Source organism: Chryseobacterium sp. 22532 (assembly GCF_052044665.1).
GTDB lineage: Bacteria > Bacteroidota > Bacteroidia > Flavobacteriales > Weeksellaceae > Chryseobacterium > Chryseobacterium lathyri.
Window position 1 is genome coordinate 11860 of record NZ_JBQENJ010000006.1, and the last position, 22807, is coordinate 34666.

Annotated in this window: 22 protein-coding genes; 14 read left to right on the plus strand and 8 right to left on the minus strand. The window is 37.4% G+C overall.

Going from position 1 to position 22807, the window contains the following annotated elements; genetic code table 11:
- Positions 1–216: 216 nt before the first annotated feature.
- Positions 217–933, minus strand: a complete 717-nt coding sequence (aqpZ, locus tag ACTJIV_RS16170; protein WP_440629043.1) for an aquaporin Z — start codon at positions 931–933, stop codon at positions 217–219.
- Between the two features lie 217 nt (positions 934–1150).
- On the opposite strand from aqpZ, the gene ACTJIV_RS16175 reads away from it, so the two are divergent.
- The 13 genes from ACTJIV_RS16175 (at position 1151) to ACTJIV_RS16235 (ending at position 17678) form a co-directional block, all read left to right on the plus strand.
- Positions 1151–1771, plus strand: a complete 621-nt coding sequence (locus ACTJIV_RS16175; protein ID WP_336378909.1) for a DUF5715 family protein — start codon at positions 1151–1153, stop codon at positions 1769–1771.
- Between the two features lie 149 nt (positions 1772–1920).
- Positions 1921–2658 (plus strand): hypothetical protein, encoded by a 738-nt coding sequence (locus tag ACTJIV_RS16180; RefSeq protein WP_111956320.1) that lies wholly within the window; start codon positions 1921–1923, stop codon positions 2656–2658.
- A gap of 18 nt (positions 2659–2676) precedes the next feature.
- Positions 2677–3300 carry a hypothetical protein gene (locus ACTJIV_RS16185; protein ID WP_223560102.1) on the plus strand — a complete coding sequence of 208 codons (624 nt, stop codon included), beginning with the start codon at positions 2677–2679 and terminating at the stop codon, positions 3298–3300.
- Positions 3301–3449: 149 nt separating this feature from the next.
- Positions 3450–4079, plus strand: coding sequence for a sensor histidine kinase (locus ACTJIV_RS16190; protein WP_440628677.1), 630 nt, complete (start codon positions 3450–3452; stop codon positions 4077–4079).
- Positions 4048–4725, plus strand: a complete 678-nt coding sequence (locus tag ACTJIV_RS16195) for a response regulator transcription factor (protein ID WP_111956326.1) — start codon at positions 4048–4050, stop codon at positions 4723–4725. The genes ACTJIV_RS16190 and ACTJIV_RS16195 overlap by 32 nt, the downstream gene beginning before the upstream one ends.
- 158 nt (positions 4726–4883) lie before the next feature.
- Positions 4884–6224 (plus strand): T6SS phospholipase effector Tle1-like catalytic domain-containing protein, encoded by a 1341-nt coding sequence (locus tag ACTJIV_RS16200; protein WP_440628680.1) that lies wholly within the window; start codon positions 4884–4886, stop codon positions 6222–6224.
- Positions 6225–6390: 166 nt separating this feature from the next.
- The gene (locus ACTJIV_RS16205; protein WP_223560099.1) at positions 6391–8319 is read left to right on the plus strand and encodes an ABC-F family ATP-binding cassette domain-containing protein; all 1929 of its coding nucleotides are present in this window, start codon (positions 6391–6393) and stop codon (positions 8317–8319) included.
- Positions 8320–8560: 241 nt separating this feature from the next.
- A complete protein-coding gene (locus tag ACTJIV_RS16210) occupies positions 8561–8917 on the plus strand; it encodes a hypothetical protein (protein ID WP_440628682.1) in 357 nt (118 codons plus the stop codon).
- A gap of 310 nt (positions 8918–9227) precedes the next feature.
- Complete coding sequence (locus ACTJIV_RS16215) at positions 9228–11621, plus strand: TonB-dependent receptor (protein WP_440628684.1); 2394 nt, start codon at positions 9228–9230, stop codon at positions 11619–11621.
- Positions 11622–11638: 17 nt separating this feature from the next.
- On the plus strand, positions 11639–12229 hold the full coding sequence (locus ACTJIV_RS16220) for a hypothetical protein (protein ID WP_223560097.1): 591 nt from the start codon (positions 11639–11641) through the stop codon (positions 12227–12229).
- A 138-nt stretch (positions 12230–12367) separates the two neighbouring features.
- On the plus strand, positions 12368–13702 hold the full coding sequence (locus ACTJIV_RS16225; RefSeq protein WP_440628686.1) for a trigger factor: 1335 nt from the start codon (positions 12368–12370) through the stop codon (positions 13700–13702).
- 279 nt (positions 13703–13981) lie between these two features.
- Positions 13982–14668, plus strand: coding sequence for a hypothetical protein (locus ACTJIV_RS16230; RefSeq protein WP_336378900.1), 687 nt, complete (start codon positions 13982–13984; stop codon positions 14666–14668).
- Between the two features lie 151 nt (positions 14669–14819).
- Positions 14820–17678: a M16 family metallopeptidase gene (locus ACTJIV_RS16235; protein WP_440628688.1), complete on the plus strand. Its 2859-nt coding sequence runs from the start codon at positions 14820–14822 to the stop codon at positions 17676–17678.
- A 56-nt stretch (positions 17679–17734) separates the two neighbouring features.
- On the opposite strand, the gene ACTJIV_RS16240 is transcribed toward ACTJIV_RS16235, so the two are convergent.
- Together ACTJIV_RS16240 and ACTJIV_RS16245 are read right to left on the minus strand one after the other, a co-directional pair.
- The gene (locus ACTJIV_RS16240) at positions 17735–18319 is read right to left on the minus strand and encodes a DUF3109 family protein (protein ID WP_111956346.1); all 585 of its coding nucleotides are present in this window, start codon (positions 18317–18319) and stop codon (positions 17735–17737) included.
- Positions 18320–18324: 5 nt separating this feature from the next.
- Positions 18325–19230, minus strand: a complete 906-nt coding sequence (locus ACTJIV_RS16245) for a DUF6427 family protein (protein ID WP_223560094.1) — start codon at positions 19228–19230, stop codon at positions 18325–18327.
- 42 nt (positions 19231–19272) lie between these two features.
- Here ACTJIV_RS16245 and ACTJIV_RS16250 point away from each other — a divergent pair, with 42 nt between their 5' ends.
- Entirely contained in the window at positions 19273–19506 is a 234-nt protein-coding gene (locus ACTJIV_RS16250) for a DUF6341 family protein (RefSeq protein WP_111956350.1), read from the plus strand.
- 79 nt (positions 19507–19585) lie between these two features.
- On the opposite strand, the gene ACTJIV_RS16255 is transcribed toward ACTJIV_RS16250, so the two are convergent.
- The 5 genes from ACTJIV_RS16255 to ACTJIV_RS16275 all read right to left on the minus strand — a co-directional run bounded on the left by ACTJIV_RS16255 (position 19586) and on the right by ACTJIV_RS16275 (position 22749).
- Entirely contained in the window at positions 19586–20023 is a 438-nt protein-coding gene (locus ACTJIV_RS16255) for a universal stress protein (RefSeq protein ID WP_111956352.1), read from the minus strand.
- Between the two features lie 59 nt (positions 20024–20082).
- A complete protein-coding gene (locus tag ACTJIV_RS16260; RefSeq protein ID WP_111956354.1) occupies positions 20083–20688 on the minus strand; it encodes a fumarylacetoacetate hydrolase family protein in 606 nt (201 codons plus the stop codon).
- Between the two features lie 89 nt (positions 20689–20777).
- Complete coding sequence (locus ACTJIV_RS16265) at positions 20778–21176, minus strand: putative signal transducing protein (RefSeq protein ID WP_111956356.1); 399 nt, start codon at positions 21174–21176, stop codon at positions 20778–20780.
- Positions 21177–21179: 3 nt separating this feature from the next.
- The gene (locus tag ACTJIV_RS16270; RefSeq protein WP_440628692.1) at positions 21180–21944 is read right to left on the minus strand and encodes an exonuclease domain-containing protein; all 765 of its coding nucleotides are present in this window, start codon (positions 21942–21944) and stop codon (positions 21180–21182) included.
- Between the two features lie 91 nt (positions 21945–22035).
- Entirely contained in the window at positions 22036–22749 is a 714-nt protein-coding gene (locus ACTJIV_RS16275) for a CDP-alcohol phosphatidyltransferase family protein (RefSeq protein ID WP_111956360.1), read from the minus strand.
- Positions 22750–22807: the final 58 nt, after the last annotated feature.

Consider the following 22807-nt stretch of genomic DNA (forward strand, 5'->3'; position numbering starts at 1 on the left):
ATTAGCAAATGTGAAAGATTATCCAATAACTGTTTCTGTTCTTTTCATAAATGTAAAACGGCAACAGTCTCGTAATAAGGAAAGGATTACTAAAATTGTTTGCAAACATATGATTCTATTCAGTAAACTTTATAATGAGTATTGCATTATTGAAGTATTTTAACATAAAAAAATCCTGCCAGACGACAGGATTTTATATTTAATGTTATGATTTTTTTAATCAGTAACTTCAACAGTGTCTCTCTGAAGCAGGAATTTGTAGATCAATCCTCCTACAATCCCTCCTAAAATAGGTGCTGCCCAGAACAGCCAAAGCTGGGACATCGCAAGCCCGCCCGTAAAAATAGCCTGTGAAAGCGATCTTGCCGGGTTTACCGAAGTGTTGGTAATAGGAATGGAAATAAGGTGAATCAGGGTAAGAGCTAAACCAATAGCAATACCTGCAAATTTTCCGTTAGCCCACTTATCTGTAGCTCCCATAATAACAATCAGGAAGAAAGCTGTTAATAAAAACTCAGCAAGAAATGCTGCTCCCATACTGAATGCTTTTCCGTTGTAAACTGCTTCTCCATAGAAATTGGTGGCAAATGCCCCCGGTTTCGAAAAGTCTACAGCTCCTGAGCCGTTAAGAATTACATACAGGCATCCTGCAGCAAGAAGAGCTCCAAGACACTGTGCTACAACATAAGGGATAAGATCTTTAGCTGAAAATCTCCCTCCTGCTAGAAGTCCGAAAGATACTGCCGGATTAAAATGTCCGCCAGAAATATGTCCGACAGCATAAGCCATCGTAAGAACAGTAAGACCAAAGGCTAAAGAAACCCCTAAAAGACCAATACCTATGTCGGGAACTCCGGCAGCAAAAACTGCACTTCCGCAGCCACCGAAAACAAGCCAAAATGTGCCGAAAAATTCAGCAAAAAGTTTTTTTATCATATGTTTATTATTAAATGTATCTCAAATGTAAAATTTAAATTTTAAAATCAAAAGATAAAACTTAAAAATCTTTTAAGATTTCTTAATATAAAATTACATATTTAGTAATTTGGTTTAATGTTTGTTGGGAATTTTTTCATAATGATATTATCGGTAAACTGAATAGTATATCATAAATGTTTATCTTTCGTTTAGTAATTTAAAAGTGTGGTTAATGAGAAAGTATTTTTGTGTAGCCTTCGTGCCTTTTATGTATAGCTTTTATTACCCGCAGGCAGCAAAAAAAGCACTTCCCTGCTATGATTTGACTTCGGTTCTGAAAGTAGAACCTACCGCTCTGTATAAGCCACATCTGGATGCTTCAAAAAGTTTTAATGTAAAACTGCTGAAAGATTCCAAAACAGTGCAAAAATATATAGGTAATGGAAAGTTTCATAAAATAAAAAAAAGCGGAAAAGGCTATCGGGTTCAGAAACTTGATTACAGCAGGCCTTATATGGTTTCTAAAGCAAAAACTACTTTGGAAAACATGGCATCCAGGTTCAGTAAAGAAACAAAAGGGCATACTTTTACCGTTTCATCCATTACAAGAACACTTGAAGATCAGTGCAGACTGAGAAGAGTGAATTCCAATGCATCTTTAGGGATAAGCTCCCATAATTACGGTAATTCATTTGATATTTCCTATATCAGGTTCAATGATGTACTGAAATATAATCCTAAAATGGAGGCAGCGCTGGAAAAAGTTTTAAAATATTATGCCAATGCCGGCAGAATTTATTACATCAGGGAAAGGCAGCAGAGCTGTTATCACATCACGGTGAGGAATTATTAGCACGGTCAGCTGATCACAAACTACTTTGTAATCTGAAACTTTTACGGGTTAAAATTAAATTTATTTTACGGATAATAAATTTATGATACGATTATTTGTACAGGATGTTTAGTTTGTATAATTTTATACAACTAAATAACTATGAAATTATGAATGAGAACGATTACAGGCTGGCCGCTGCCGAATGGGGCAATTGCGTGTCAGATTATTCCAGAATCACAAATTTAATTCCTACCAATTACATTTTCGAACTTTCTTCACAGCAGATCGATAAAATCAAACAACAAAACAAATATGTGGATGTGTGCGCAGAAGTAGGCGTATTCAACGGCAGTCTTGTCTTGATTTTTCTTCCGCTGGATGCACAGGGACATGTGGATAAAAGCATTACTGAATATCAGTATACTACCCTGGGACCTCTTAAATATGATCTGAAACTGCAGGAAACTAAAGAATTTACGGTGACCAAAAATGCAGTTCTTTCCAGCAACCTTACCAAAATAGATGGCAATACCAATACCTCTGTTCCGGTAACCGAACAGCCGGTTCTGGACCAGGACATTGCTGTAGATGCTATTGAACGCTGGAGAGATGAAGGAATGGAATGGTTTTTCCGTGAGTGTAATGAGTTCGGTGGAGAAAGAGTTTTCAGAAGATTCTATATTTCTATGGAAGACCTGACTCACCCGAGCCCGGAGGTTTTAGGCATCAAATGCTCTTTTGGACTTAGATATAATGACATTTATCAGAGAATGCTGGTAACACTGATCTTTATTTCTTTCCATGAGATGTTACAGGAAGGAAGCAACGTGGCCACTATTTCAAATACGTATGATTGGGCAAAACCATGTCCGCCTGTCTGCCGTATTCCTGAACTTGGATCTTAATATGTAGCATCAATAGGAATGACAGATTTTTTTAAAGCCATTTTATTCCTAAACTATGGACTGCTTCTGTCCGTTATATTTTTGGGAGCAGCAAAATACCGTATACTGAATACCAAAGAAAAGCAATATTTTCACTGTATTGCTTTTCTTTTTTTTATCGAATTATTAAATTTGGCCCTGCCTTATCTCTTCAATCTTAATGATACCTCTTTCCTGTATCCCTTGTATATCGCCGGCGAATTTTTCCTGGTCACTGCTTTATTTATCAGAAAATTGGAGCTTCCAAAATACCTTTTAGGCATTACAGCGCTTCTCGCCACTGGATTTATGATCTCGAAATATGGATTTAATGATCCCTTCAACAGTGATATTGTAAAAGTAATATCCAATATCATTATTATCTGCCTTTCAGGATTTACCCTGATCCGGGAGATCAGAGGCGCTTCTGCAGAGAACCGTTTTCTTCTTGTGGATGCCTGTATTTTTTTCTACTATTCAGTTTCAGTATTTATTTTTATTATCCAGCATCAGATCGCAGATCTTTCAGAAAATGATTACTTAATTATTCTCAGTGTGAATAATATTCTGTCAAGCATTTTATACTGTTCATTTTTATATACCTTCATCAAATTAAAGAAGTAACCTTAAATATTAGCCTGCTCATCCTTATAATTGTTACCATAACAGTTATAGTATCCTTTATTCTCTTAGCCTACAGGTCTTTTATCAGCCGGATTATCAAAGAAAAAAATGTTCAGCATGAAGCTGAGGTTCTTCATCAGAAAAAACTTGTGCTTGAAAATATCAAAGCCCAGGAAGAAGAAAGAAAGAGAATAGCCGTAATGATCCATGACGATATTGGAAACAGGCTCAATATCCTTTCCCTGTGGCTCAACAACCTTGATACAAAGGGAGATGAAGTCATCAAGAAAAAGATCTACAGCCAGATGTCGTCTCTCATTGATGCCGCCCGGAGTATTTCCCATTCCCTGTATCCCGTTAACCTCGAATCGGTAGGATTTGTACTCTATGTAGAAGAAATGATTGCCAACCTTTCCCATAAGATCAATATTTCTATGCGGGTAATGCCTGGACACGAGAAAAAAGATATTTTTATAGAAGTGCAGCTGTACAGGATCATCCAGGAATTTACGACCAATGTGATCAAACATTCTACGGCTACAGACTTATGGATCTACATTAAAGATTATCCCCGGCATATGGCCGTTATTATTTCTGACAACGGACAGGGATTTGATTATGATCTGGTGAAAAAAGGAATGGGCATTAAAAACATAGAATCCAGGATAAAATCCATGAATGCCGTCCATAAATGGAAAAATACCCTGAACAAAGGAAGCCGTTTAATCATTTTAATTCCAAACAATCATGAACTCCCAAATCAAAATAGCCTTAATTGATGACGAACAGCTGATCCTGGAAGGGGTAAAAATGCTGCTTTCGAATGAAAAAAATATATCCGTATGTCTTACCTCCAATAACGGCCCGGATTTTATTGAAAAGCTGGGAAGCCTTTCCGAAGATGATTTTCCCCACATAGCTCTTGTCGATGTACAGATGCAGCCTATGAACGGTTTTGAACTTGTAGAAATTCTTAAAGAAAAATATCCGGATCTAAGGATCATTATTCTTTCCTCCCATTACAAAACTTCCATTTTGGGCTATATGGTTAAATTGGGGGTTTCAGCTTTTCTTCCTAAAAATTCAGACCGGAAAACATTTATCGATGCCATTACCATGGTTTACAAAAATGGGGTTTTCTTTACAGCAGAAGACCATCAGATGCTGTTTACCTATATGAACAGTTCCACAAAAAAGAAATCTCTTTTTGAAATGGAAGACGAGCTTTCCGAACGGGAAAAAGATGTCGTGAAGCTGATCTGTCAGGAATACACCAATAATGAGATCGGGGAGAAGCTCTTCATCAGTCCCAGAACAGTAGAAAGCCACCGCCAGCGGATCCTTGAAAAGATTGGGGCCAAAAATACCGTAGGCATTGTTATTTATGCCGTTGTAAACAACATATATTCTCTTGATAAAATATAATTCCGTAGAAATACGGAATTTTTTATTTGGTATTTTTCACGCTAGTATCGCTTTTCCTTCTTCCGTTAATTTGAAAAATAAGTTTTACAGATTTCAAAGCAGAACCAGATTCAAGACGCTGTACTGAAAACTTTTAACAACTAAAGCAAAACACAGCGATGGAAAACAATACAGTATTGCCTGTCGGAATTTTTTTTGACGGAACCGGAAATAATGGGATCAATGCAGGCTCCCCCGATATGCCTTCGGTAAACAATGAAAGTTATAAAGGAGCACCGACCAATGTTTATAAACTCTTCAATTTATTCAGTCAAAACAGGAAACTATATGTCGAAGGAATAGGAACGGTTACTGGCGGAGAAGACAGCAATTTTGCGATGGGTACCTGCGCTAATCCTCCGGATGCACAGGGATATTCTTCCGATGACAAGCTGCAGAAGGCCAATGCTTTTGTACAGAATATAATCAATGACAAAAATATTGACTATCATTTTTACATCTACGGATTCAGTAGAGGAAGCATGCTGGCAAGAGAATTCTGCAACCGGCTGGTTGTAGATTATCCCACAGCAAATGTTACTATAAAATTTTTGGGAGTTTTTGATACCGTGGAGTCCAAACCATTTAACACATACGATATGAACCTACCTCAGGAAGTGGAAAATGCCCTTCATCTGTGTGCAGTTAATGAATGTAGGTTCTTTTTCCCGCTCACCGGATTTTTTGAAAATTCAAAAAATATGCAGGACACCAAAACAGAGACAGCTGGTTCCGTTTGGAAAGAAGTTTTCATTCCCGGAGCTCATGCCGATGTGGGTGGTGGCTATCTTCAGGCTCCCCAGTCAGTTTATATTTCTACAGATTTTATGAATGTCAGTGATTTGCGGGCCTATGTTTCAGAGGTGAGAAATTCAAAAATCGATGCTGAAGGAAACAAGATCTGGAATTCACTGCTGTCAGATTTTCAGATCGAGAAAGGAATTGTTCTCACCCAGGCTTACGTTTCCAGAGACTTGGTCCTTAATACCCTTCCGTTTGTATATGGCAGGATAATGCTGGATGAAACCAATAATGCCGTGTCTGGAATTTTCAGTACAGATCTTGCCAATTCAGGTCTTGAGATTAAGGATGATACTTTTCTCGAAGACTTTTATACAGATCTTGCAGCATATATTAAAGACTTTTCACCTGCTATGAAACCCCATTATGATTATACAGATTTTGCAGGGTATACCCATATTTCGGCTAATTTCGGACTGTACCATGATGATGCATTACAAAAATCAGCTGATGAGATAGAAGCAGAGCTGATCAATATTGGCCTGAATGTACCCAGCAGTACATCTGTAGACCAGGAGATCCATACCAATCTTCTTACCGAGCTGCATCTTCCCGAAGACAGCTTTACTGCAGACTTTATGTATGGGACCAATGTTCCCAATAATAATATCTGGAGCCGCACAATAGAGTTAAGATCCTTTGTTGCAGGACAGAATTAAATGTACTTTTCAGTTTTAAATTTAGGTTGCGAGGGGATGTCTGTCAGGGCATCCCTTTTTACTGTATTCCAGAGCTGGCAGTTTTTATTTCTGGGCTATTCATTTCTTTTTCCGTACTTTTGCACCCGAAAATTCATTATTCATCATTTAATTTTTATTTAATAAAATGCTTTCGGTTCAAGGTTTAGGATTACATCATTCAGGAAACTATCTGTTTCAAAATACAAATTTCACCATTAAAAAGGATGATAAAGTAGGTCTCGTTGGAAAAAACGGAGCCGGAAAATCTACTTTACTGAAAATGCTTTCCGGAGAAATTAACTTCTACGAAGGAAGCGTTGTACCCGAAGGAAATGTTACCATCGGTTTCCTGAAGCAGGATCTAGATTTTGTAAAAGGAAGAACCGTTTGGAATGAAACAATGCAGGCTTTTGAACAGATCAATGCCTGGAAAGATGAACTGGAACAAGTTAATCACCAACTGGCAACAAGAACCGATTACGAAAGTGATGCCTATACAGATCTGATCAACAAAATGACAGAACTGAATGATCTTCTGATGAACCATGATGCCTACAACCTGGAAGGTGACATGGAGAAAATATTATTCGGTTTAGGTTTTAAGGCAGATGATTTCCACAAAATTACAGATGAATTTTCCGGAGGATGGAGAATGAGAATTGAGCTGGCAAAACTTCTTCTTCAGAAGAACGACATTATGCTTCTCGATGAGCCTACCAACCACCTCGATATGGAATCCATTATCTGGCTGGAAAACTTCCTGAAAGATTATCCCGGAGCCATTGTTCTGGTAAGTCACGATAAGCAGTTTATGACGGCTGTCTGCAACAGGACTTTTGATATTAATAATAGAAAGGTTGACGACTATAAAGCCAACTATTCCAAATATCTGGTGATGCGTGAAGAGCGCCGTGAAAAACTGATTCAGGCTAAGAAGAATCAGGATGCGGAGATTAAGCAGATGGAGGACAACATCAATAAGTTCCGTGCCAGCGCTACCAAAGCATCTTTCGCCCAGTCGCTTATTAAGAAATTAGATAAAATTGAACGTATTGAAGTAGATAATGAAGACGTTTCAAAATTCAATATCCGTTTCGTACAGTCTATGGTTCCCGGAAAAGTTATTTTTGAGGCCAATCATTTAGGAAAAGCTTACGGGAAAAAACAAATTTTCGATGATGTAGACTTTATTGTTCAGAGAGGGGACAGGATTGCCCTTTTGGGACAGAACGGACAGGGAAAAACAACTTTAGCTAAAATTCTTGCCGGAGACATCAAAGATTATACAGGAACATGGAATCTGGGGCACAACGTAAACATCGGATACTTTGCCCAAAACCAGGAAGAAGTACTGACACCCAATAAAACAGTTTTAGAAGAAGCCGAAGATGCGGCAACAGAAGAAACCAGACCTAGGGTAAGAGATCTTTTAGGATCTTTCCTTTTCCAGGGTGAAGCGGTAACCAAGAAAACAAAAGTGCTTTCCGGAGGAGAAAGAAACCGTCTGGCTCTTTGTAAACTGTTGCTTCGTCCTTTCAATACGTTGATTATGGATGAGCCTACCAACCACTTGGATATCCAGTCTAAGGAGATCATTAAACTGGCTTTACAAAATTTCGAAGGGACATTAATCGTGATTTCTCACGACAGGGAATTCCTGGATGGGCTTTGTGATAAGATTTATGAATTCCGTGACGGAAGAATGAAAGAATTCCTGGGAAGTGTTGGTGAATACCTTGAATACAGACAAAAAGAGACCCTTCGGGAAATATCTGCTGAAAAGGCAAAACTACACAGCGATGATGTGAAAGTTGAGGTAAAACCAGCTCCGAAAGAAGTAAAGGTGGAAGAGAAATCATCAACCATTGTAAGCAAAGAACAAAAAAATATTCAGAATAAACTAAAGAAAGTAGAAGAGAAAATCTCTGAGCTTGAATCTGAAATTGAAACATTGGAAGCTTCCTTCACTAAGGAAAATCCTTCTGAAGAAACTTTAGAGAAGTATAATAAAACTAAAGAAGAATTAGAAGTTGCTTTACAGGAATGGGAGCATTTGGGTTCTCAATTGGTTTAATTTTTTTGAATTAAGATATACAGATCCTTCGACTCCGCTCAGGATGACATTGCTAATACTTAATCTAATACGAACGGTATTATTTTTTAACAGTGTCATCCTGAGCGGAGTCGAAGGATTTTAGTATAAAAACGCATTCGTCCGGGAATAAGTTTGTAACAAAAGCATACTTACACCAACGTATTGAATAGTTTTACGAAAACTTAATTTAAAACTTAAATTATTTTTATAATTTTACAGGATGATTTTTAAGGAAAGCAGAAATCTGAAGAGCTTTATCTCCAAACTTTTGTTTGGGATCTACTTCATTGCGCTGTTTTCACAAAGTTTTCACCATCATGATGCTGTCGATAATTTTAAGATCTTCAATCTTAAAAAGACAGAAAACACCATGGGTAAAAATTCAGCCAAAGAAAAGCCGGGCGACTGTCTGGCGTGTCATTTCTTAGCTACAGGACATACACTGGTTCCTGAAGAGTTCAGCTTTTCCTTCGAACATTTTACGCACGAAGTAAAACAGGTTATTGCTGTTCAGGAAAAAGTATGGTCTCAGACCAAATTCACTTTTCAGCTCCGGGGGCCTCCCGCAGTTGCATAATCACGATTTTAATTGGCTTTAATTATATTTAAAGTTCAATATTTTGGGTTTAAATCTATTGGTTGATAGCTGTTAGATGTCGTTTCAGGATTCCGGATTTTGCGATTCGGGGGATTGAGAGTTTTAGGATTTGAGAATATAGAGGCAGAATTAATTGTCTGATATCTCAGTCTGATATCTGAAACTTCATATCTGACATCTGGTTCATCAGTCATTAATATTTTTTACATTTTACAATTAAAATAAACCCATCCAACAAATTTTTACGAAAAAATGTACCTGTAAAAGGTACGCAATCAATCTATAGACAATGAAATTGATATATAGTCTGATGTTAGTCTTTTGTGGACTGGCATCGATAAGTGCACAAAAATCGTATTCGATAGAAGGAACCGTTCAGGATTTTCACGATAAAACCATGCTGGAAAATGCGGTAGTGAAAATCGGGGGTTTCACGGCTACAACGGATAGTAAAGGTAAGTTTACATTTAATAAAATTCCTTCGGGAAAATATATACTCATTGCCAAACATCCTGATTGTAATGATTATACTGAAAATATAGGAGTTGATCGGGATTTACATTTGGTAATTACCCTGGAGCATCATAGCCATGATATTGAGACGGTGACCGTTCATGGAAGTCATAAAAATAATGGAAGCATAGTAATGAAAACACTGGATAAATCTGTGCTTTCTAGAAATGTTACCGAGAATCTGGGAAATTTACTTACCAATATTTCGGGAGTCAATGTTCTTAAAACGGGGAATAACATTGCTAAACCCATCATCCACGGACTGTATGGAAGCAGGGTTTCCATCCTGAATGACGGTGTAAAATTGGCTGAACAGGAATGGGGTGTAGAACATGCTCCGAATGTAGATGTAAATAATTTTGAACATATTGATGTTGTAAAAGGAGCATCAGCCCTGAAATACGGAAATGGTGCCGTAGGTGGGGTCGTGGTTTTACAACCTCAGGTGCTACCCAAAAAAGATACCCTTATGGGATCTGTTTCTCTGTCCGGTATTTCAAACGGGCGCGGAGCAGATGTAAATGTAAAGCTGGCAAAAACCTGGGAAAGCGGCTGGGCTGTTAAAACCAACGGTAGCTTTAGGAAATTGGGTGATCTTACGGCTCCTGACTATGGGTTGATGAATACAGGGATTCAGAATTCCGGTTTTAATTTTGGGGTTCAAAAAATGACTTTTAATTCAGGGTTTTCTTTTGATTATTATTTAACGAATAATTCAATAGGCATTTTGAGGAGTTCACATGTAGGATCTGCTGAAGATTTATATGAGGCATTGTCAAGTCAGGAACCTATTTTTAAAAGGGATTTCAGTTATGATATCGATAATCCAAGACAGGAGATCGAGCATCATATTGCTAAACTTTCGGGATATTATAGATTTGAAAACTTTGGAAAGCTTACGGCTACCTACAGTTTTCAGTATAATCACAGAAAAGAATATGACATCCGCCGGAGTGAAGAGCTTAGCAAGAAACCGGGACTGGATCTGGAACTGATTACGAATGATTTAAATATCAACCATCTTATTGAAAGACCAAAATGGAGTCTTGAAACAGGAATTAATGGTGGATATCAGAATAATTACTCCAACCCGGAAACAGAAGCGAGACGTCTGGTACCTAACTATGACCGTTTTTATGCCGGAGTTTATTCTGTCTATAAATATAAACTTCTGCCTTCGCTGGATCTGGAGGCTGGAGCACGTTATGATTTTGACCGCTATGAAGTGACCAAATGGTACGATCTGAGTGACTGGAATAGATTATATGCCAAAGATTATTCAGATTTTGTAGTAAGGATTAATCAGAATAGAATCCTTACCAAGCCTGAATTAAACTATAATAATTTTTCAGGTAATGCCGGAATCAGCTATCATCCGTCAAATAATTTTAATCTGAAGCTAAACTACGCGAGGGTTTCAAGATCTCCCAATGTCGCTGAACTTTTTGCCGACGGACTTCACCATTCTGCAGCCATTATAGAAGAAGGAGATATGAGGATTAAAAGTGAAACCGGAAATCAGTTTAATTTAATTGCTGATGCCAAATTAAATGTTCTGGGTGGCCTGGATATCTCTGTAAATCCATATTTCTTTTATACCAAAAATTTTATCAATGAGGTTCCTATAGGGTACCGAAATACCCAGTGGGGCGGCGACTTTGTAGTGTATGGCTATCAGCAGATCGATGTGAAAATGTATGGAGCAGATCTGGATCTGGCCCTTAAAATTAATGATAATCTGGCCTACAAGGGAAATCTGTCTTATGTATACGGACAGGACCTTACCCATGATGTTCCACTGATCATGATGATGCCTACTAATTTCAACAATTCACTGGAATTCAGTAAAAAAGAGTGGAAGAACTTTTATGTGAACGTAAGTAACAAAACAGTTCTTGCCCAAACAAGATTCCCAATTTATAATGTTTTTATCAAAAGATATGATTCGGAGGGAAATTCTTACAGTCAGGAAGTAGATATTTCTACTCCTCCCAAAGCGTATTCGCTTTGGAACCTTCAGGCAGGGGTGAATCTGTCAAAAAATTTCGGAGTTGATTTCTCTGTAAAAAATGTTTTCAACACTTCTTACAGAGATTATCTGAACAGGTTACGATATTTCTCCAGCGAAATGGGACGAAATTTTATTGTAACTCTTAAATATCAATTTTAATTCTTTAAATCAAAAAAATGAAAAATATTTTTAAAAATACAACACTTATTGTAAGTCTATTGATGATTGCTTTTTCTTTAAGCTTAACTTCTTGTAACCGTGGAGATGATGATGAAAAAGATGACCTTCCACAGGAGGAACTTTCTGATGTCCTGCTGAAAGTAACGGATGAGGCTACGGGAACAGCGGTAATTTATGATTATCAGGTAAACAGCACCAGTAACCCTAACGTTAAATTAGTAAACGGACATACCTATAATGTGGAAGTTATTTTCAAAAATGGGGACGAAGACGCTAACGAAGAAATAGAAACGGCAAAAGACGAACACTTTTTAGTATACAACTTTCCTAATTCTGATATTGTAATGACCCGTACTGACGGTGCTGCTTCTACAAGAGCAGACGGTAAGCGTGTAGGACTTAAAACGAAATGGGTAGTCAATACAGCTGTTAAAAATGCTTCTGCCCCAAGTCAGCTTGTTCTGACGCTATACCATGAGCCAGTTTCTGTTTCTGAAGCTTCTGCTGTAAGTGGAAATGGAGTAGTATACGGTGTGCAGTCAGGCGGGGAAACTGATGCTCAGGCAACCTATAATCTGATCAATTAAAAAGATAAACCTAATGGTAAAACCGCTGAGATTTTCAGCGGTTTTTTATTTATAAACATTTGAATGCTAAGAATTGATTATAAGTAGGTAATTCTCATAAAAATTTCATATTTTTGCAACCTAAAATTTTAATCAATAATGAAGGTTACCGCACAAAACCATGATGACGTAAGTGCATTACTTACAGTGACATTGGAAAAATCTGACTACAAAGAAAAAGTAGACAAGCAGTTGATTAATTATGCTAAAAATGCGCAAGTTCCTGGTTTCAGAAAAGGGAAAGTGCCTTTGAGTATGGTTAAAAAACAATATGAAGCAGGTATTGCATTCGAAGAAATCAACAAACAGGTTTCTGACGCATTGAATAACTATGTTAACGAAAACAAGTTAAGATTAGTTGGTCAGCCTGTTCCTCAGCCAGTAAACCAATTGGATTACAACGCTGAAAAAATTGAAGTTGCTTTCGAAGTAGGATATGAGCCTGAATTCACTATAGATTTAGCTAAATATGAAGCTCCTCATTATAAAGTAGAAGCTTCTGACAAAGAAATCACGAAGAGTATTGAGAACATGCAGAAGCGTTTTGCAGAGCAGGTTCCTCAGGATAAAATCACTAAAGATTCTTATGTAGCTTTAGAAATTTCTCAGGTTGTAGAAGAAGATGCTGAAGGAGAGCACCACCACCACCCAAAGAACGTTACCATTACTGCTGAAAACAAAGAAGCTTTCAAATTGGTAAAATCTTTAAAAATGGACGGTTCTGTAAAAGTATCTAAAGAAACTCTTGCAGGTGATGAAGAATTGGCTAAAGAATTAGGATTCAGCAAAGAAGAAGTTGAGCATTTACACCACGCTGAAGTAGAGGTTAAAGTAAAAGACTTCTATTCATTGAACCTTGCTGAACTTAATCAGGAGCTATTCGACAAAGTTTACGGAGAAGGAACAATCAAGTCTGAAGAAGAACTTAAAGAAAAAGTAAAATCTGAGTTAGATGAGTACTTCCAGCAGAATGCTGATGTTCACTATGTGAATAAAGTATTGGAGCAGGTTACTGAAAAAGAAGAAGTAAAACTTCCTGAAGATTTCCTTGTAAAATGGTTATTATTCTCTAACCAGAATATCCAGTCTGAAGAGCAGGCTAAAGGAATTCTTGAAGCAGAGAAAAGCCAGTTAAGATACCAGATCATTGAAGGTAAATTAATGACGGATAACGACATCCAGTTAGATTATGCTGATGTATTGGCACAGGCTGAGCAGTTGGTGAGAAACCAATTGGCGATCTACGGAATCCACCACTTAGGTGATGAGGAAATTCAAAAGTATGCTGTTGAAATGTTAAAAGATCAGGAGCAGGTAAGACAGATTTCTTCTGAAGTGGCTATGGCTAAACTGAAAGATGTAATTCTTGAAAAAGCATCTAAAAAAGAAACTAAAATCTCTCACGACGAGTTTTTAGAAGAGCTTAAAAAATAATGTATTCCGATATAAATATTTCAAAACCTCCGAGAAATCGGAGGTTTTTTATTTGCAGGGCTAAAATTTATATTTCTTTTAATATATTTCTCATTTTTATTACCCGAAATCGCTACTATAAGTCCATATCATAAAGATAATTTTATCATTTAATTTCGAATATTCTTAAAAAACCTTAATATATTCGGACGGGAATTCTTCCGTATTCCTCATAAATATCCTGTGTTTATTTTCTTCTGGTCAATATTCATATATTTACACCCTAAACTTATTATAGATATGAAAAAGATCATCATTCCGTTTTTCTGTGCCGTACTCTTTGCAGTACCGGCAGCAGCTCAAAAGACCAGTGCAGCTCCCGCGAATACGGAAGTCGTGAAATCTAAGCTGACCCCAAAAGAAGTTATTGATAATTACTTTAAAGCCTTGGGCGGTAAAAGCAAATTAGAAGCAGTAAAATCTACGGTTATTGATAATACACTGAATGTTCAGGGAATGGATATCACCATGAGCACTACAAAAATGGGCAATAAATTCAAATCTGTACAGACTGCAATGGGACAGACGGTAAGCCAGGTTTTTGACGGTGAAAAAGGATATATAGAAAGAGCCGGACAGAAAACCGATTTCCCTGCTGATAATATTGCCGAACTGAAGAAAGGAACAACTATTGAGGCGCTGGCTTTTGATCCCTCAAAGTTCAAAGATGTTACTGTGGAAAAGCTGAATGCTAAAGATTACAATGTATTGTCTTCAGATAAAGGAAAATTTTACTTTGATGCCGCTACCGGACTTTTATACCAATCTTCTGTAGGAGAAGGAAGTGTTACCGTGAAAAACTATATGACCGTGGAAGGCATAAAATTCCCTTCTGAAGTAGATATTGACGGGAAAGGGCAAAAGGTAACCATAAAAACAACTAAAGTGGTTTTAAATACCGTTACATCTGATGCAGATTTTAAATAAAAACTGATATTTTACAAAACAAAAGCCGGACAATATCCGGCTTTTTTGTTGTCTTTTTAATTTTAACTCAAATTTAACTATAATGTCAATTGTAAGATTTCTTCAGGTGGTGAATAATTGATACTTTTAGTTCCAAAATAAAATTAATAATATGAAGAAAGTTTTATCCTCATTTGCGGTCATCTTCCTGATGTCTTCAAATGTTTTCGGACAGAATATCCCTTTGGATTCTTCCGTGAGAATCGGTACCCTTCCCAACGGAATGAAGTACTACATTAAAAAAAATACATTACCTGAAAAGAAAGTAGATTTCCGTCTGGCTATCAATGCCGGGTCTATTCTTGAAGATGAAAACCAGAGAGGTTTGGCGCACTTTATGGAGCACATGAACTTCAATGGAACAAAGAATTACCCGGACAATAAGCTGGTGGATTTTCTACAGTCTATCGGGGTGAAATTCGGACAGCACCTTAATGCCTATACAAGCTTTGACGAAACTGTATATATGCTTCCTGTTCCATTGGATAAGCCAGGAAACCTGGATGCAGGACTAAAAGTAATGGAAGACTGGGCTTTTAATGCAACGCTCTCCGATGCACAGATCAATAAAGAAAGAGGGGTTGTTCTGGAAGAGCTGAGACTGGGTCTTGGCGCAGACAAAAGAATGGCAGACAAATATCTTCCTAAATTATTATACAAATCTCAATACGCAGACAGACTTCCGATCGGTAAAAAAGACGTGCTGGAAAATTTTAAGCCGGATGTGATAAGAAAATTCCACCAGGATTGGTACAGGCCGGATCTTATGGCAATTGTAGTCGTGGGAGATATCAACGTAGATGAGGTGGAAAAAAAGATTAAAGATAATTTCAGCAAATACAAAAACCCTTCAAAACCAAGGGAGAGAAAGGTATTCGATTTGCCCAACCATAAAGAAACTTTAGTAGCTATAGAAACTGATCCGGATGCTACAAACTCAATGGTTCAGTTCATTATGAAAGACGCTGAGGCGTATCAGCCCGATGTAACAATTGAGCAGTACAACCAAAGCATTGTGGAAGGTCTTTCCACCACGATGCTGAACAATAGATTAAAAGAACTGATCAATTCAAATAATCCGCCTTTTACCTTCGGGTCGGTTTATCATGGAGGAACCTATGCAAGAAGCAAAGAAGCCTTCCAGGGATTTGCCATGGTAAAAGAAGGAAATCAGTTAAACGCTCTGAAAGTTCTTTTGGAAGAAGTGGAAAGAGCGAAAAGATTCGGGTTCACACAGACTGAACTTGACAGAGCAAAAGCACAAATGCTGTCCAACCTTGAAAGATCTTACAACAACCGCGACAAGACTGAAAGTGATATGCTGGTAGATGAGTATGTAAGAAACTTCCTGGAGCAGGAACCGATGCCGGGAATTGCCTGGGAATATGAAGATACAAAGACCTTCCTTCCTAAAGTTACTTTGGCCCAAACCAATGAAGTGATCAAGAAAATGGTGAAGAATGACAGCAGAGTGATCGTCATTACAGGACCTAAAAAAGATAACATTACAATGCCTACAGAAGCAATGGTTCTGAATACCTTTGAATCTGTAAAGTTGGCGGATCTTAAGCCTTACGAAGAAAAAGCAGCGATCAAAAACTTAGTGAAGCCTTTCAAATCAGAAGGTAAAATTGCTAAAACAGAAACGGATGCCAAACTGGGAACAACAACCTGGACATTAAGCAACGGTGCAAAAGTAACCTTCAAAAAAACCGATTTCAAAGATGACGAAATTGTATTTTCAGCAAGAAGCTTAGGCGGAAATTCCCTAATCTCTGATGCAGACTTTATCAAAACTCAGTTCGCCTTTGCAGCATTATCTGAAGCAGGAGTCGGGGGATTGTCAAAAGCGGATCTTACCAACTACCTTGCAGGAAAGCAGGTAAGTGTAAATCCAATGGTTGGACCTTATTATGAGGGAATTTCAGGAAGAACTTCCCAGAAAGATTTAGGAACCGCTATGGAGCTTACGTACGCTTATTTTACAGGATTAAATTACAACCCTGCCGCATTCAATGCTTACAAAGAAAAGCAGTCTGCCATGCTGGATAACCTGTTGTCTAACCCTCAGGCTTACTTCTCCAACGAACATGCAAAATTCATGAACCAGAAGAACCCAAGATTCATCGGACTATTCCCGATGGAAAAAGACTGGGCTAATACAGATTACAAAAAAGCATACGACATCTATAAAGAGAAATTTGCCAACGCAGGAAACTTCCAGTTCTATTTTGTTGGAAATATTGACGAGGCTGTATTTAAAGAGCAGGTGCTTCAATATATCGGTAGTCTTCCTTCATCAGGAAAAACGTCAACATTCAAAGATACAGGCTACAGACAGTTAACCGGAGATCATTCCAAAGTCTACAAAAAAGGAAAAGATCCTAAGAGTCTGGTGACAATCTCTTACAGCGGGGAAACACCTTACAACGAGAAAGAAGCTTTGGCTCTTTCAGCGCTTGGAGAAGTAGCTACCATCAAAGTTATTGAAAAACTTAGAGAAGACGAAAGCGGAATTTACGGTGGTGGAGCAAGAGGAAGCATGAATAAAATCCCTTACAGTGCTTACAATTTCAGCATCAGTTTCCCTTGCGGACCTGAAAATGCAGAAAAGCTTACGAAAAGTGCTGTTACCGAGCTTCAGAAGCTGATTGATAAAGGTCCTGAGCAGAAAGACCTTGACAAATATAAAGAAGGAGAGTATAATGACAACAAAACAGAGCTTAAGGACAATATGTTCTGGCTGAATGCTCTTGCTAAAAATCAGTTGGATGGAAGTGATAAATACGACATCCTGAACTACCAGGAAAAAGTAAAAGCACTTACCGTGAAAGACCTTCAGGATGTAGCTAAAAAGTACCTGGTAAAAGGAAAAATTACAGCAACGCTGATGCCGGAAGACGGATGGGAAAACGCTAAAAAAGAAGAGGCAAAACCAGCAGCAGTGGGAGCAACAGTAGTTAAACAGTAATTTATTTTAAAATAATTGATAAAGAAAAACCGCAGATCAGTCTGCGGTTTTTTTATTTATGAGCCATATGCTTTTTTCCATTCATCGGCTGCTTCACTTAAAACATTGTAAAACTCTTCACCATATTTTCTGGTCAGTGGAGTTTTCAGGAACTTATAAACAGGAACCTGCAGTTCTTTTCCAAGCGTGCAGGCATCACTGCATACATTCCATTCATGGTAGTTCAGGGCAGTAAAAGTAGAATATTCCGTAACACGGATCGGGTAGAGGTGGCAGGAAATTGGTTTTTGCCAGTCTACAGCACCATCCTCATATGCTTTTTCAATACCACATTTAGTAATTCCTCTTTCATCGAAGGTTACATAAGCACATTCGCGGTCTTCTACCATAGGTGTAACGTACATTCCGTCCTCCGGATCGGTTGTCCATGTTCCCTGTTCCTCAAGGGCTTTGATGCCTTCCTGGGTAAGATAAGGCTTTATTTTATCAAGAATACTGTCTAAAATCTCAAGTTCATCCTTGTCTAGCGGAGCACCTACATCTCCTTCCACACAGCATGCACCTTTACATTTCGTAAGGTTGCAAACAAATTCTTCGGAAAAAATATCCTCTGAAATCAATTTATCGTCTATCTGAATCATAATCTTTAAAATAAATTAAAATACGTACCTGCTTTAAAAGCAATCAAACTTATAATGATAAGCCATAAGCTCACCTCCTGCATCCAGTATTTAGGCAAAAATCTCATCATCCTGCTCAGGATAATGCTCGACGGGAATGCCAGAAGCAGTAAATATTCATAGTTTTTATTCATATACAAAATAATAGTCACCAGCTGGGCCAGTGAGAATACAAGCAAAAACGTGTACTTATATCTGCTTATCGGGCTTTTCTTATTATAGTTTTTAAAATGGTCGTATACAGCATAAATAAGCATCAGGAGAATAGGAATTAAAGGTATCAGATCAATATAATCTGTCATAAGCCTCATTTTTCCAAAAGGGAAATAATCAATATTCCATGTAGTGAACCGGAAAAAGAACATGATCGAAAAATAACTGAAAGCAATCAATATGGTTCCTAAAAGAAATCTGAACAGATTTAAACTTATTTTCTGGGAAGTTGCGATTACGTGAACAATCACAAAAAGAGCCATGGGCCATGTGGTAGGAAGGAAAATAAAATTCAGCGCAACAATGGCGCCTACCAGAACATAAGATTTCTTTCTGATATCTTCATCCGCACTGGTTAAAAGCAACAGCAGAAAAGAATTGGTGAGCAGTGAAACGGCAATTCCTATATCCAGATTCCCGGGATAAAGTCCAAAAATAAAAAAGGTATATAAAAATAGCGGCAGATGCGTCTGGTAATTAAGGGCAATACTGTGAAAACAAAAATATCCCAAAGCAATCCCCAGGAAAGTTATTCCTGCGATGATTGCTTCATAAGTGTTGAAATTCAGTATGTTAAATATTATGACTACTAAAAGAAGAAAACCAATATAAACAGGAATTGAAAAAATATTGCTTTCTTTTGAAAGTAATTTAAACATTTTTTATAAATTTGTACAAAGTTAATTTAAAAAAGGAAAATAATGACGTCTTTCTGGTTATTCTTAAGTAAAGTTTTCAAATGGGCCTTCGGTTTTTTTGATGCGTTTGGAAATGTTCTAAACTGGATTTTATTTATCGTTTGCTGCGTATTGTTTACTTACTGGTGCTATGTACTGGTTGTAAAACTAGGTGGTGATAAAGATAAAGACTATTATTCTCCAACTGAGGGTAAGAACCCTTACTACGATCCTAAGATCTATAAAAAAGAAGGTTAATTAATTGGTTATATAGTAAAAAACCGATCGGACTTTAGTCTGATCGGTTTTTTTATTAACGATTAAAATTTATTTTTTTCTAGTCGTGGATAGGAAGCACCAGTACCGGAACATGAGAATCTTTGGTAAGTCCTTTCGTTAAACTTCCTACAAAAACATCATATATTCCGCTTCTTCCGTGTGATCCCATTACGATATAATCAGCATTTTTGGCTTTCGCATATTCCAGGATGGTATCTTTTGCAATACCCTGCTTCAATAAATGCTCACAGTCTATATCATGAGCAATAATCCTTTGCTCAATCTTATTCAGCTGTATAAGCTCCTCTCTGATCTCATTGGCTTCTACTTCAGGAAAATATTGATATCCCATATCACCGATAGCAAAACCAATATCCGAAGGTGCAACGTGAATCAGAAAAATTCTGCCGTTCAGCTGTTTTGCAAATTTTACAGCTCCATCTACAAGCTGTTCTGTTTTATCCCCAAAATCTACGGGTAGTACAATATTTATCATGACCTTTAATTTTGTTATTTAAAGATAAGAAAAATTGCCCAGTTTTTTATGTTAAATACTTATAATATTCGAATATCAAGAATTTTATCATCTTTCAGATAAGCTTCAAGAATATCATTTTCATTTACCTTTCCTACTCCTTTTGGAGTTCCGGTAAAAATAAGATCTCCCACCCTTAATGTAAAATACTGAGAGGCGAAAGCGATGATATCATCAAAACTGAAAATCATATCTTTTGTATTGCCGTCCTGAACCTCTTCCTTATTTTTCAGTAACGAAAACTGCAGTCCCTGAAGATCGTAATCTTCCTTTTTGAAGAAATTCCCTACTACTGCAGAACCGTCAAAACCTTTGGCAAGTTCCCATGGAAGACCTTTGGATTTAAGTTCGCTCTGAAGATCCCTTGCCGTAAAATCTATTCCTAAGCTGATTTCTTCATAATGTTTGTGAGCTACCTCTTTCTGAATGTATTTTCCTCCCTTTGAAATCTTTACAACAACTTCCAGCTCATAGTGAATGTCGTTGGAAAATTCAGGAATATAGAAATCATTTCCTTTCAAAACCGCCGTGTCGGGTTTCATGAAAATAACCGGTTTTTCAGGAATTTCATTTCCTAATTCTTTTGCATGTTCACTGTAGTTTCTTCCTATACAAATGATTTTCATAACTCTTAATTATTTATTTTAACAGACTTGTAGGCCTGTGAATACAATTCAGCCACGAAGAAGTATCCTTTATTTATTTTTAAATGATATTAATGCGTAAACTCATTCCCACAATAATAACATACAAAATTCTGGCTTGACAAAATGGAAATTCCAAAAAAGCTCGTCGCCCTATCGTCCCTGTAGATATGGTTTGAACCACATTTCGGGCATACAAAATCAAAAGCCGGATCCTTGATCGTATGTTCCACTTCCAAAGAATAGGCTTCATTGTCATTATAATCCTGCAGGATTTGTTTCGCTTTTTCCAGATCATCTTCAAAAACCTGAAGCTGAATACCGCCCACAGCCTGCGAAAGCAGCCAGTCAGACTGGATGAGCTGCTCATTGGCAATGAAACCATTCACTCCGTTTTCGGCAAGGATCTGCTTGTCCCTGTTGGCTTCAAGGGCTGTTTCATAAAATTTAAAACGGACCAGATTTGACATTATTTAAAATTTGCTTGACAGTTGAATTTTTGTGAAGATTTTCTTCGTATAAAGCGGGAAATCGGCATTCTGAAGCCATCCGTAATATCCCAGATCCTTCTGGAAAACAGCTTTCACGACCTGTCCTTTATATTTTCCGAAATTGAAAACAGGTTCTGATTTTTCATTGTATCCGATAAATCCGGCAAGATCAGCATTCTTATTATGGAAACTGAATTCACTTAAAGGACCGATTTCATTTGGGATATCGTCATATTTTCCGACCTGCGCATCCAGTACTTCAAAAGTGGCCATCACATCTGCTTCTGCAGAGTGAGCATTTTCTAACACTTTTCCACAGTAAAACTGATAGGCAGCCCCTAAATTTCTTGGTTCTTTTTTGTGGAAAATAGTCTGCGCATCTACTAGTTTGAATTTGCTCAGATCAAAATCTATCTCCACTCTTAAAAGCTCTTCTGCCAGAAGCGGAACATCAAAACGGTTGGAATTAAAGCCTCCCAAATCACTTCCTGAAAGCATTTCCATGATTTTTGGAGCAATTTCTCTGAATGTCGGAGCATCTTTTACATCTTCGTCATAAATTCCGTGGATCTCACTGCATTCTTTCGGAATAGATATTTCCGGATTTACGCGCCAGGTTTTACTTTCTCTGGAGGCATCCGGATTTACTTTTAAAATACAGATCTCTACGATTTTATCTTTTCCGATATTGGTTCCTGTGGTTTCAAGGTCAAAAATGCAGAGAGGTTTATGGAGTTTTAAATTCATGTCTATAATTGATAATGTGTTAATTTGAAAATAAGCTGTCTCTAAATTTGTAGCTTTTAAAGTCTAAAATCTGATGTCTCACATCTGATAGCTACTTCAGCTGTTTCTGGAAAACCAGTGATACTATCATATAATAAATAACAAGCATCGGAATGCCAACAATCTGAAACAGGGCCAGAATGGCAATTCCACCACCCAGTAAAATAATTTTCGGGTAGTTGTCCTGGAGCTTTTTAGATTTGAATTTCATAGCCATCATCTTAATTGGACTGATCAGAAGCCATGATGTGATTATGGTCAATAAGATCAGAAACAAAGAATTTTCAAATAAAAATCCGAAAGTTCCTGTTTCTTTGAAGGCATAATATAATCCGAATAGCAGAACAGTATTGGTAGGTGTATTCAGTCCTTTAAAATAATAACGCTGTTCTTCATCAAGGTTAAAGATCGCCAGTCTGAGACAAGAGAAAACAGTCACCAGAAGGCCGGCATAACTTACATCAAAAGGAAGATGCAGCCCTAATATTTCATTTCCGAAAGGCTCCAGTGCTTTATACATTGTAAGGCCAGGGACCAGCCCAAAGCTTACCATATCCGCCAGCGAATCCAGCTGCAGCCCCAGATTAGAGTTCGATTTTAGAGCCCGGGCCACAAACCCGTCAAAAAAATCAAAAATAGCAGAAAGAATGAGACAGATGGCCGTAGTTTGGTAATCTCCTAAAATAAGATGTATCGCACCTACACAGCCTGCAAATAAATTGGCAAGCGTCAATAAATTGGCAAGATTATTTTTTATGAAATTCATGTCAACAAAAGTACAGTTTTTCCAAATTTTAACCCGAAATATTATGAAGGAAAAAATA